This window comes from Sphingobium sp. MP9-4 (genome assembly GCF_005281675.1).
GTDB lineage: Bacteria > Pseudomonadota > Alphaproteobacteria > Sphingomonadales > Sphingomonadaceae > Sphingobium > Sphingobium yanoikuyae.
On sequence record NZ_LUFI01000054.1, the window covers coordinates 26,190 to 38,280 of the forward strand.

Annotated in this window: 11 protein-coding genes and 1 pseudogene; 4 read left to right on the forward strand and 8 right to left on the reverse strand. The window is 63.3% G+C overall.

Annotated elements, in window-relative coordinates; translation table 11 throughout:
* Positions 1 to 35 precede the first annotated feature (35 nt).
* Together A0U87_RS17580 and A0U87_RS17585 are read left to right on the forward strand one after the other, a co-directional pair.
* Positions 36 to 785 carry an electron transfer flavoprotein subunit beta/FixA family protein gene (locus tag A0U87_RS17580; RefSeq protein ID WP_004207731.1) on the forward strand — a complete coding sequence of 250 codons (750 nt, stop codon included), beginning with the start codon at positions 36 to 38 and terminating at the stop codon, positions 783 to 785.
* On the forward strand, positions 782 to 1,714 hold the full coding sequence (locus tag A0U87_RS17585) for an FAD-binding protein (RefSeq protein WP_037512249.1): 933 nt from the start codon (positions 782 to 784) through the stop codon (positions 1,712 to 1,714). Before A0U87_RS17580 ends, A0U87_RS17585 begins: the two co-directional genes overlap by 4 nt.
* 63 nt (positions 1,715 to 1,777) lie before the next feature.
* On the opposite strand, the gene A0U87_RS17590 is transcribed toward A0U87_RS17585, so the two are convergent.
* Both A0U87_RS17590 and A0U87_RS17595 read right to left on the reverse strand, forming a co-directional pair.
* A complete protein-coding gene (locus A0U87_RS17590; RefSeq protein ID WP_029547555.1) occupies positions 1,778 to 2,161 on the reverse strand; it encodes a glycine zipper 2TM domain-containing protein in 384 nt (127 codons plus the stop codon).
* Positions 2,162 to 2,340: 179 nt separating this feature from the next.
* Positions 2,341 to 2,547, reverse strand: a complete 207-nt coding sequence (locus A0U87_RS17595; RefSeq protein WP_122927962.1) for a hypothetical protein — start codon at positions 2,545 to 2,547, stop codon at positions 2,341 to 2,343.
* A 136-nt stretch (positions 2,548 to 2,683) separates the two neighbouring features.
* On the opposite strand from A0U87_RS17595, the gene A0U87_RS17600 reads away from it, so the two are divergent.
* Positions 2,684 to 3,286, forward strand: coding sequence for a hypothetical protein (locus A0U87_RS17600; protein ID WP_048939059.1), 603 nt, complete (start codon positions 2,684 to 2,686; stop codon positions 3,284 to 3,286).
* Between the two features lie 58 nt (positions 3,287 to 3,344).
* Here A0U87_RS17600 and A0U87_RS17605 read toward each other — a convergent pair whose 3' ends face one another.
* The 6 genes from A0U87_RS17605 to uvrA form a co-directional block, all read right to left on the reverse strand.
* On the reverse strand, positions 3,345 to 3,560 hold the full coding sequence (locus A0U87_RS17605) for a cold-shock protein (protein WP_037512246.1): 216 nt from the start codon (positions 3,558 to 3,560) through the stop codon (positions 3,345 to 3,347).
* A gap of 111 nt (positions 3,561 to 3,671) precedes the next feature.
* Positions 3,672 to 4,868 carry a hypothetical protein gene (locus tag A0U87_RS17610; RefSeq protein ID WP_122927963.1) on the reverse strand — a complete coding sequence of 399 codons (1,197 nt, stop codon included), beginning with the start codon at positions 4,866 to 4,868 and terminating at the stop codon, positions 3,672 to 3,674.
* Between the two features lie 241 nt (positions 4,869 to 5,109).
* Positions 5,110 to 5,385, reverse strand: a complete 276-nt coding sequence (locus A0U87_RS17615; protein WP_048939061.1) for a type II toxin-antitoxin system RelE/ParE family toxin — start codon at positions 5,383 to 5,385, stop codon at positions 5,110 to 5,112.
* Positions 5,385 to 5,567: a hypothetical protein gene (locus A0U87_RS17620; RefSeq protein WP_048939062.1), complete on the reverse strand. Its 183-nt coding sequence runs from the start codon at positions 5,565 to 5,567 to the stop codon at positions 5,385 to 5,387. Before A0U87_RS17620 ends, A0U87_RS17615 begins: the two co-directional genes overlap by 1 nt.
* A gap of 79 nt (positions 5,568 to 5,646) precedes the next feature.
* Positions 5,647 to 7,071 carry a hypothetical protein gene (locus A0U87_RS17625; protein ID WP_048939063.1) on the reverse strand — a complete coding sequence of 475 codons (1,425 nt, stop codon included), beginning with the start codon at positions 7,069 to 7,071 and terminating at the stop codon, positions 5,647 to 5,649.
* Between the two features lie 77 nt (positions 7,072 to 7,148).
* A complete protein-coding gene (gene uvrA, locus A0U87_RS17630; protein ID WP_048939064.1) occupies positions 7,149 to 10,061 on the reverse strand; it encodes an excinuclease ABC subunit UvrA in 2,913 nt (970 codons plus the stop codon).
* 257 nt (positions 10,062 to 10,318) lie between these two features.
* Here uvrA and A0U87_RS17635 point away from each other — a divergent pair.
* A pseudogene (locus tag A0U87_RS17635) lies at positions 10,319 to 12,091 on the forward strand (hypothetical protein); the annotation flags it as partial.

Here is a 12,091-nt window from a genome sequence, read left to right on the forward strand (position 1 = left end):
TGGCGGGCGATGGCGTGAAAATGGAGGATGTTGAAATGAAGATCCTTGTGCCCGTGAAGCGGGTTATTGATTACAATGTGAAGCCGCGGGTGAAGGCGGATGGCACGGGCGTGGACCTGGCCAACGTCAAGATGAGCATGAACCCGTTCGACGAGATCGCCGTCGAGGAAGCCATTCGCCTGAAGGAAAAGGGCGCGGCGACCGAGGTCGTGGCGGTATCGATCGGCGTCGCCAAGGCGCAGGAAACGCTGCGCACGGCGTTGGCGATGGGCGCGGACCGCGCCATCCTGATCCAGACCGATGACGAAGTCGAACCGCTGGGCGTTGCCAAGCTGCTCGCCAAGGTTCAGGAAGAGGAAGGCGCTGGCCTGATCATCCTGGGCAAGCAGGCGATCGACGATGACAGCAACCAGACCGGCCAGATGCTCGCCGCGCTGCTGAACCTGCCGCAGGGCACCTTTGCCAGCAAGGTCGAGGTAGAGGGCGACAAGGTCAACGTCACCCGCGAAGTCGATGGCGGCCTGGAGACGGTGAAGCTCAACACCCCGGCGATCATCACCACCGACCTGCGCCTCAACGAGCCGCGCTATGCGTCGCTGCCGAACATCATGAAGGCCAAGTCCAAGCCGCTGGCGAACAAGACCCCGGCTGATTACGGCGTCGACATCGCCGCCCGTCTGGAGACGCTCAAGGTCTCCGAACCGCCCAAGCGCTCGGCCGGCATCAAGGTTGCCGATGTCGATGAACTGGTGGCCAAGCTCAAGGCTCTGGGAGTTGCAGCATGACGAAGACGCTCGTTTGGGTTGAACATGAGGGCGGCGCCGTCAAGGACGCGACCCTTTCCGCCGTGACCGCTGCAGCCAAGCTGGGCGAAGTCCATCTGTTGGTCGCTGGCCAGGGCGTCGACGGCGTTGCCGCCGAAGCCGCCAAGATCGCCGGCGTGGGCAAGGTCCATGTCGCCGACGACGCGGCCTTTGGCCATGCGCTGGCAGAGAATGTCGCGCCGCTGATCGTCGAACTGATGGGCCATCATGACGCGTTCGTCGCGCCGGCCACCAGCAACGGCAAGAATATCGCGCCGCGCGTCGCCGCCCTGCTGGACGTGATGCAGATCAGCGACATTCTGTCGGTCGAGAGCGAAGATACCTTCACCCGCCCGATCTATGCCGGCAACGCGATTGCCACGGTCAAGTCGAAGGACGCCAAGAAGGTCATCACCGTTCGCGGAACGGCCTTTGAAAAGGCGGCCAAAGAAGGCGGCAATGGTGCGGTGGAAGCTGTGGCCTCGACCGGCGACAAGGGCATTTCCTCTTTCGTCGGCGCCGAGATCGCCAAGCTGGAACGCCCCGAGCTGACCAGCGCCAAGATCATCGTGTCGGGTGGCCGCGCGCTGAAGGACGGTCCGACCTTCGAGGAATATATCATGCCGCTGGCCGACAAGCTGGGCGCGGCGGTCGGTGCCTCGCGCGCTGCGGTCGACGCTGGGTATGTCCCCAACGACTATCAGGTCGGCCAGACCGGCAAGATCGTCGCCCCGGAAGTCTATATCGCGGTCGGCATCTCTGGCGCGATCCAGCATCTGGCCGGCATGAAGGACAGCAAGACCATCGTCGCCATCAACAAGGACGAGGATGCGCCGATCTTCCAGGTGGCCGACATCGGCCTGGTCGGTGACCTGTTCAAGGTGGTGCCGGAACTGACCGGCAAGCTGTAAGCTGATTTGGCTTGAGTAGGAAAGGGCGTGGGGAGTGATCCCCACGCCCTTTTTCTGTGCGGGCTATTCGCAGTTGATGTCGTTCTTGTCGATGGCCCGACCGGCAAGGGCGCCGCCGGCACCGCCCAGGATGGTGCCGAGCGTCTTGGAGCCGCCGGGAGCGATGACATTGCCGAGCACGCCGCCGGCAAGGGCGCCGACGATGGTGCCGGTGGTGCCGTCATCCCGCTTGCAATAATAGCGGCCGTCGCGGTCGCGGTAGATCTGGTCATTGTCGCCGAGATGGCGGCGCGGCGGGCGGCGATCCCGGTCGCGGTCACGGCCGCCGGGCGGACGGTTGTAGCCGCCGGGGCGGTCATAGCCATAGCCGCCGCCATAATTGTCCGAGGCGCAGGCGCCGAGCGGGAGCATGGCAAGGGCGGCAAGCGCCATTATGGGGGTACGCACGGGATAGTCTCCTCTTCTTTTCCCTGTCGGGAGGAGAACCCGCAAGCGGCGCGAAGGTTGCGCCAAGATACTGATCAGAAACGCGAAACCGCCCGCCGCTGCCATCGAGAGGGGAGTGCGGCAGCGAGCGGACGGCATCAACGGCGCGTCGAGATGGCGCGCCGCCGAGAGGATGGGCGTCAGTGCGCCAGGGGCGAGGCGCCGCTAGCCGTGGCCGGGGTGACGACCGGGGCCGGGCTGTCCTGGATGCGCTGGTCCTCCAGCTTGGCCTTGGCTTCGCTGTAGCGGGCGACGAGGTCGTCCTTGAACTCGGTCAGCTTGCCCTCGTCATAGAGCTTCTTGCCGACATAGCCGGCGATGGCGCCGAAAATCAGGGTGCGGATCATGGGGAACTCCTTGGTTGCCAGTCGGGGAAAAGAACCGGCGTCGGCGGCAAGGGTTCCGAGCATGATTGCGTCCGCGACAGGCCTTGCTAGTCTTGCGACGGACGGTGGCGGGGGCCGCCGTGACAAGGGGGTGGCAATGTCGGCATTCGATCTGGTGTTCGCGGTGTTCGGGTTGCTGCTGGGGCTGGCGATCGCCGAGGTGCTGGGCGGCTTTGCCCGCGCGCTCAAGCTCAAGCGGACCGCCAAGCCGGTGCGGATCGGCTGGCTGACGCCGCTGCTGGGGCTGTTCGTGCTGCTGGACCTCACCAGCTTCTGGGGCAGCGCCTATATCATGCGGGACCAGATGGATGCGAGCTATCTGACGCTGGTCGTGGTGCTGGCGATCGTGGGCGTCTATCATCTCGCCGCGTCGCTGATCTTTCCCGACGAGCCGGAACAATGGCCCGATTTCGACGACTGGTATGACCGGCAGAAGCGGATGGTGATCGGCGGGCTGCTGCTGGCCAATGTCGCGGTCACGATCGGCCAGGGCGTGCTGGAAGAGGTGAGGCCGGTGGCCGAAGCCCCCGCCGGGCCGCTTGCCCCCTATGCCGCGCCGATCCTGCTGGGCGGGCTGGTGGGGCTGCTGACCCTGCTGGTCGCGCTGCTGCGGGTGCGGAGCCGGCGCGCGAACATGGCGATGCTGATCGCGGCGAACCTGATCTTGCTGGGCGCCAGCATTGCCGAGGATTATATCTGACCGGGATCGGGCGCCACGGTGAGATGGCGCCCGGCCCGATCATTCGCTTATCGGCCGATTATTCGGCGTGGGCGATGTTCACCGCGGCCATCTTGCCGCGCTTGTCCTGCTCCAGGTCATAGGACACGCGGTCCTTCTCGCGCAGGGTGGCGAGGCCGGCGCGCTCGACCGCGCTGATGTGGACGAACGCGTCCTGGCCGCCGGTGTCGGGCTCGATGAAGCCATAGCCCTTGTCGGCGTTGAAGAACTTCACGGTTCCGGTGATGCTGCTCATGATATTTCCTTCTTTCATGCGGCGGACCCATGGCGGGCACGCCGGGTCGCTAGAGGGGCAGGGAAAGAGGGAGATAGGTGCCGCAAAGCGCCGAAGACCGTCGATTTGCGACTATAGCAGCGCCCTTGTACGGCATTGCCGGCGTCCTGGCAAATCGCTGGCCGTTTCGGCGGGGTCTGCCGCCGCGTCCTCCTCTTCCTCCTCGTCTTCCTCATCCTCGCTCAGCAGCTCGTAACCGGCCGCTTCCAGGACGGCGATTTCCTCGTCGCTGCCCGGCGCGAAGCCGAAACGGGCGTCGCGGGCGCGGGTGGCGGCTTCCTCATAGGGGCGGGCCTGCGCCTCCAGCTCCGCGGCATAGGCGGCCTCCTCGGCTTGCGTCAGGGTGCGGTCATAATCGTCGATATCGTAATAATCCCCGCTCTGGTCGCCGGTGAAGTCGGGCGGGGCGGGGTAATCGGTGCGCAATTGCTCGCGATCCTCATCCCACCAGACGCCGCGCAAACGGGTCGCGGCCTCCTCCGGCGGCAGGTCGGCGCGGTGGATATGGGGGCGAAGTTCACACCGTTCATTGCGGTCGGAAAAGGGCGAGATGCCGGGCTGGACAGGTGGGCGCTTCGCACCGGGCTGGAGCGCCAGCCGGGCGGCGATGAAGAGCGCTACCGAGGCGGCGGGGGCGAGGGCGGTTGCCGCTTCCGGTGCGACGGGTTCGGGTGTCTCGGGCTGGTCGCCGTTGAGCAGGCGGGCGTCGGCCATCTGGCGGGCCATATGTTCCATTCCCGTGCGGGGCAGGCCGATCAGTTCGGATTCCTTGTCGGCCTCTTCGGCCGGGCAGATGAGGTCGAGATAGGCGGTGAAATCCTGGGCGACGACGCGGGCGAGCGCGGCATCCGACCCTTCGGGCGGGCTGTCGGCCATGCGATCGAGCCGCGCGAGCATCGACATGGCGAGGCGATTGTCATGGCGGTGGCGGCGGACTTCGTAATTGTCGGGATCCTTGCGGATCGTCTCCTCGCTGCCCATGATCGCGCGCGACAGGAGATCGTCGGCAAGGCGGGCGCGGGCGATCAGGATCGCGGCGTCCCAGCCGAGGCGAAAGGCGGCGCCGTCATGGCGGATACGCAGTGTATAGGCCGAGCGCGCGGTGATGTGCACCCCTTCGCAGGCGAGCATGATGACGCCGGTGGCGGCGAGTATCTCCAGGAAGCGCCGCTGGCGCGCCGGGCTCCAGCCATCGACCCGCCGCTGCGGATCGGGCGTGGGCATGGTGTCCGGCAGGGGCGGCGTGATCGGCGGGAATGTGCAGGACATGGCAAGGCCCTTTCAGGGAAAGAGGACGCGTTGCCGGAAGGGTAGGCAGAAAGGCGGGGTGTAGGACAGCGGAATAGGAATTGGCCACCAGTGCGCCCATCCGGGCCTGCAAAGCGCGCCTTTCTGCGTTCCGGTGCTCACGTACTTGAAGTACGCTGCGCTTCGTTACTCGAAAGACGCCCTTTTCGGCTCCGTCTGGACGCACTGGAGACCAATTCCTGCGTAGCGGTTGCTACGACGATCAGGGATATTGCTGGCGGGTGTGCTTGACGTTCAGGATTTCGATCGCTTCGGTGCCGACCCGATAGATGAGGATATAGTTGGGTGTGACGATCGCTTCGCGCGTGTCGGGAACGCGCCCGTTGCGGTGCATATGGGGATGATAGACCAATTGTTCTGCGACTTGGGCGAACAGGTCGGCCAGGCGCAGCGCAGCCGTCGGATTGCGATCAGAAATATAGTCGATGATAGTGCGCACGTCTTCCCGCGCTCTCTCGCGCCAGATGATGTGTGGCATCAGCCTTGCCGGGCCTTCTTGGCGTCGATGATCGCGCGCAGTTCGGCCATTACCTGATCATGTGGCACGCCCGGCCGGGGATCGGCCAGGCTCGCCTCAACCTCCGCCTTGAACCAAGCGTCATAGGCGGCGGCCTCCTCGGTCGTCGCAAATTCGGACTCGATGGGCGTGAGCTTCGTCATGGAGAAAGCCTATCAAAAATGCAGGGCTATGCCAATCTGAGGCCATAACGTCGCGATAGATCAGGCCATACCAAGGGAACTATTTTCTTTTGCTTGCAGAAAGTTTCTTACCGGCGTCGATCACAATTATGTCAGATGCTCGCTCACCCCGAGAAATTTTCTCATCTCGAACTTTTTCAATGTTTTTAATCTTAATATGCCCATCGCCATAATCTATTACAACAAATATCGCAAATTCCGACTTCGCTGCATCTTTGTAAAATTCTAATTGTTTATTGTAGCCATGTTCAACTGTCCCGCTGGATCTTTTCATCTCTACTAAGACTCGTGCAGTATAGCCGGTAGAAAATTTGAAATCTACCGGGCCACCGCCCATATTTGGCTCAGCGCTGAGGTCGATATCGTGAGCTTTGCAATAAGCATCTGCGATTGCGTAAAATATTAACTGAGATGCGCGCTCCCTTTTTGGCGTGTTATCTGCCCAAAGTGCTTCCCAAAGATTGCCTTTTTCAACGTGATGTTGAAATGCCCCAACGGCATCTAAAACAATCTTGTGGATTTCGTTTGGTCCCTTTTTGATATCGTAGGGCACAGTTTTCGTGATAATTTTATTGTTTATTAATGCGTCTCTGAAACGGTAGAATCCAAAGATATCTTCGTTCTGGTCGTAAGATGATGCAGCGCTTTTGACGGCATTGAGAAATTGCTCAAAGATAGTTGAAGATTGCAAAACTGCGGAGCGAACTGCCGCTTTTTGCTCTTTTATAGTGGGTTGGGCGATGCCGCCGAGCAGCTTGTTTACCTTGTCTCGCAACGCGACATTGTGTTGAGTTGCCTCCCAAACATCTGCCCAACTATCGGTAACAGGAAGGTCTCTAACGATGTCTTTCGGGATCAGGACCATTGGCTTCAACCGGCCATCTGGAGCTTCATACGTGGGCAAGGAGTAGCCGAGGTCGTCTGATTTATTGATTGGGATGCCGAGGTTAGCGCAAAAATCACTGGTCAACTGACAGAGTTGATCGCTCAACGCGCGAGTTGTCAGGTCGCTGATAGTATCAGAACCTACATCCTCTTCCAAAAAGCTCATGAGCGATATCAGTTCAGGGTCTTTAGAGCCGACTTTAATGATGTCTTTAGTCGTGCGTAAGACTTGCAATCTAATGCGACTTGGCCGCGAGTTTCCTGATCGCCCTCGTCGGCCATAACCCAAACCATTTTCTGGTGGTTCTTTAAGGCTGAGGTGCTTCTCAGCAGTGCGCCAAGCAGTGTCTCCTTCCTTCTCTGATACGGTAAGTAGTCGCACGAGGACTTCAAAATGCGTCCTAAATGCATCGATACCTTCACTCGCGATAATCGAGTTTGAGGATTTTTCTAGAAGCAATGGATCAATGAATAGGGGAAGGTCAAGATCGACAAATGGATCTATAAGCCCGGCATCGTCAAGTTTTTCAGGCGGTATATTAAAATACGCAGAGAAAAGTGTCGGAAGGTGCATCATCATCCCCCAGGCCGTGATCCAATATCAATGCATCATCCTGCTCCACAGTAAAGCGTTACTTGCTCAAAAAAGGATGGGAGTCACTCCGCCGCCACGGCCTCCAGCCCCAGTAACGGCGCCAGATAGCGCCCGGTAAAGCTGCGCGGTTCCTTCACGACCTGCTCCGGCGTGCCTTGCGCGACGACTTCGCCGCCTTTCACGCCGCCTTCCGGTCCCATGTCGATGATATAATCCGCCGTCTTGATGACATCGAGATTATGTTCGATCACCACGACGCTGTTGCCCTGTTCGACCAGGGCGTGGAGGACTTCCAGCAGCTTGCGGACATCCTCGAAATGCAGGCCGGTGGTGGGTTCGTCGAGGATATAGAGGGTGTTGCCGGTGGCGCGGCGCGACAATTCCTTGGCGAGCTTGACGCGCTGGGCTTCGCCGCCCGACAGGGTGGTGGCCTGCTGGCCGACCTTGATATAGCCAAGGCCGACTTCGGCGAGCATCGCCATCTTGTCGCGGATCGGCGGCACGGCCTTGAAGAATTCGACCGCATCCTCGACCGTCATGTCGAGCACGTCGGCGATGCTCATCCCCTTGAACTTCACCTCCAGCGTCTCGCGATTGTAGCGGGCGCCGTGGCAGACGTCGCAGGTGACATAGACGTCGGGGAGGAAGTGCATCTCGATCTTGAGCACGCCGTCGCCCTGGCAGGCTTCGCAGCGGCCGCCCTTGACGTTGAAGGAGAAGCGGCCGGGCTTGTAGCCGCGCGCCTGCGCTTCGGGCAGGCCGGCGAACCAGTCGCGGATATTGGTGAAGGCGCCGGTATAGGTGGCCGGGTTGGAGCGCGGGGTGCGGCCGATCGGCGACTGGTCGATGTCGATCACCTTGTCGCAATGTTCCAGGCCCGTGATCTTGTCATGCGGGCCGGCGACGATGCGGGCACCGTTGAGGGTGCGGGCGCTGGCGGCGTAGAGGGTGTCGATGGTGAAGCTGGACTTGCCCGATCCCGACACGCCGGTGATGCAGGTGAAGGTGCCGAGCGGGATGCTGGCGGTGACGCCGGTCAGGTTGTTGGCGCGGGCATTGTGGACGGTGAGCTTCTTGCCCGAGCCCTTGCGGCGCTTGGCCGGGACTTCGATGCGGCGGGTGCCGTTGAGATAGTCCGCGGTCAGGCTGTCCTTGTGCGCCAAGAGTTCGGGCAGGGTGCCCTGCGCAACGATGGTGCCGCCATGGACGCCGGCGCCCGGCCCCATGTCGACAATATAGTCGGCGGCGCGGATCGCATCCTCGTCATGCTCGACGACGATGACGCTGTTGCCGAGGTCTCTTAGGCGTTTCAGGGTGACGAGCAGCCGGTCATTGTCGCGCTGGTGCAGGCCGATCGAGGGTTCGTCGAGGACGTAGAGGACGCCCGACAGGCCCGAGCCGATCTGGCTGGCGAGGCGGATGCGCTGGCTTTCGCCGCCCGACAGGGTGCCTGATGTGCGGTCGAGGTTCAGATAGTCGAGGCCGACATTGTTGAGGAAGCCGAGCCGCTCGACAATTTCCTTGAGGATGGCGCGGGCGATCTGGTTCTGCTGCTCATTGAGCGCGTCGGGCATCGCGGTGAAGAAGGCGAGCGCGTCCACCACCGAGCGGCGGGTGGAGACGCTAATGTCCTCGCCGGCGATCTTGACCGCGAGCGCCTCGGGCTTCAAGCGCGCGCCGTGGCAGGTCTCGCAGGGCATGGCGGTCTGGTACTTGCTCAGTTCCTCGCGCATCCAGGCGCTTTCGGTCTGGAGCAGGCGGCGGTTGAGGTTGCCGATCACGCCCTCGAACGGCTTCTTCACCTCATAGCTCTTCTTGCCGTCGACGAAGCGCAGGGTGACAGGCTTGCCCCCGGTGCCGTGGAGGATGATGAGCTTCACTTCGCCCGGCAGATCGGCCCAGGGGGCGTCGAGGGAGAAGCCGAACTCCTTGGCGAGGGAGCCGAGCACCTGCATATAGTAAGGGCTGGGCGGGTTGGACTTGGCCCAGGGGACGACGGCGCCCTTCTTGAGCGATAGGGCTTCGTTGGGGACGACCAGTTCGGGGTCGAACTCCTGCCGCTCGCCCAGGCCATCGCAGGCCGGGCAGGCGCCCATGGGGGCGTTGAAGGAGAAGAGGCGCGGCTCGATCTCGGGAATGGTGAAGCCGCTGACCGGGCAGGCGAATTTCTCGGAAAAGACGATGCGGTTGGCGGGGATGCCGGCATTCTTCATCTTGCCCGCGGATTGCGCTTCATCCTCGCGGCCGGGGACGACGCCCTCGGCCAGGTCGACAAAGGCGAGGCCGTCGGCGAGTTTGAGCGCCTGCTCGAAACTGTCGGCGAGGCGGGTGGCCATGTCGGCATTGACCGCCAGGCGATCGACCACGACCTCGATGTCATGCTTATATTTCTTGTCGAGGGCGGGGGCGTCCTCGATCAGGTAGAGTTCGCCGTCGATGCGGACGCGGGTGTAGCCCGCCTTCTGCCACTCGGTCAGTTCCTTCTTATACTCGCCCTTCCGCCCGCGCACCACGGGGGCGAGCAGGTAGAAGCGCGTGCCTTCGGGCAGGAGCGCGACGCGGTCGACCATCTGCGAGACAGTTTGCGCGCTGATCGGCTCACCGGTGGCGGGCGAATAGGGGATGCCGACGCGCGCCCAGAGCAGGCGCATATAGTCGTATATCTCGGTGACGGTCGCGACCGTGGAGCGCGGGTTGCGGCTGGTGGTCTTCTGCTCGATCGAGATGGCGGGGGAGAGGCCCTCGATATGCTCGACATCGGGCTTCTGCATCATCTCCAGGAACTGGCGCGCATAGGCGGAGAGCGACTCCACATAGCGGCGCTGCCCCTCGGCATAGATGGTGTCGAAGGCGAGGCTGGACTTGCCCGAGCCCGAGAGGCCGGTGATGACGATCAGGCTGTCGCGGGGCAGATCGACATCGACGCCCTTGAGGTTGTGCTCACGCGCGCCGCGGACGCTGATGTGGGTCAGCATTCGGTAAACCTCTGCTTCGGAATGTGGGTCAGACTCATGGGGGCGTTGTTCCAGATTTGTTCCGTGGGGGCAAGGGGCGTTGCCCGGTCGGGAGGCAAGATAGGAAGGGGGAGCGGCCAGGGGAAGATGGCCGGGCGTGGACGATGGCGCGCTGCGCCGGCCGAAGGGCGTTTCTGGTTCGGCTGCGGGCGCGTCTCGGCCTGTCTCGGGGTTTCCATGGATGGCCGCGGCTATGGGATCGCACGTAGAAACGGGGCATGACCTATTGGCGGCTCCATTGGCATGCGGGCGTCCTGAGCGTGGCGGGCAGCGTCGCGGGCATGGCATTGGCGACGACCGGGGCCATGGCCCAGAGCGAGACGCCGGCGGGGCGGATCATCTTCCTGGGCTGGACCGAGGGCAAGGACCATTCGGTGTGGCTGTCCGGCGTCGATCCGGGCGAGTTTTTCGTCGTCTTTCCCGAGACCGGGGAGCGGGTGGACAGTTGGACCCAGCCCGATACCGGCCTGCACCTGACGGTATCGCCCATCGTGCGGGAAAATGGCGGCACCCATAATCTGTTCGCCCATATCCGCACCGAATATGCGGAATATGACAATTTCGTCGATTCCGCCGACCAGCATCCGGGCGGCATCAATTTCCCCGATCACTGGAACCGGCCCGACCCGGAACTGCCCGATCTGGTGACGCCGGAATTGCGGCCGAACCCGGATACGGTGACGCCGGGGCTGCGCCCCTTGCCGGATACGGTAACGCCGGGGTTGCGCCCCAATCCGGATTTGATCACGCCCGGATTGCGGCCCTTGCCCGAGACCGTGACGCCGGAGCTGCGTCCGAACCCCGATACGGTGACGCCAGGGCTGCGGCCTGACCCCGACACGGTGACCCCGGAACGGCAACCCGATCCCGAAATCGTCACGCCCGAACTGCGGCCAGTGCCCGTTCCCATTACGCCGGAGGCGCGACCAGACCCCGATACGGTGACGCCGGAAGTGCGCCCGGACCCTGATACGCCAACACCCGAAATACGGCCTGATCCTGATACGGTGACGCCGGGCCTGCGGCCTGATCCTGATACGGTAACGCCGGGCCTGCGGCCTGATCCTGATACGGTAACGCCGGGCCTGCGGCCTGATCCTGATACGGTAACGCCGGGCCTGCGGCCTGATCCTGATACGGTAACGCCGGGACTGCGGCCTGATCCGGATACGGTAACGCCGGGCCTGCGGCCTGATCCGGACACGGTGACGCCGGGGCTGCGTCCTGATCCTGATACGGTGACGCCGGGTCTGCGGCCTGATCCGGACACGGTGACGCCGGGACTGCGGCCTGATCCGGATACGGTAACGCCGGGTCTGCGGCCTGATCCGGATACAGTGACGCCGGGCCTGCGGCCTGACCCGGATACGGTAACGCCGGGCTTGCGTCCTGATCCGGATACGGTGACGCCGGGACTGCGGCCTGATCCGGACACGGTGACGCCGGGGCTGCGTCCTGATCCCGATACGGTGACGCCGGGGCTGCGCCCTGATCCCGATACGGTGACGCCGGGCTTGCGGCCTGATCCTGATACGGTGACGCCGGGTCTGCGGCCTGATCCTGACACGGTGACGCCGGGCTTGCGACCTGATCCGGATACGGTGACGCCGGGCTTGCGACCTGATCCGGATACGGTGACGCCGGGTCTGCGGCCTGACCCGGATACGGTGACGCCGGGACTGCGTCCTGATCCGGACACGGTGACGCCGGGCTTGCGTCCTGATCCGGACACGGTGACGCCGGGCTTGCGGCCTGATCCGGACACGGTGACGCCGGGTCTGCGGCCTGACCCGGATACGGTGACGCCGGGCCTGCGTCCTGATCCGGACACGGTGACGCCGGGTCTGCGTCCTGATCCGGATACGGTGACGCCGGGCTTGCGACCCGATCCGGATACGGTGACACCGGGGCTGCGGCCTGGCCCGGACGTGGGCGGGCCGACGGTGCGGCCGTTGCAGCGGCCGCGCCCCGAGACGCTGCCGCCGATCGCG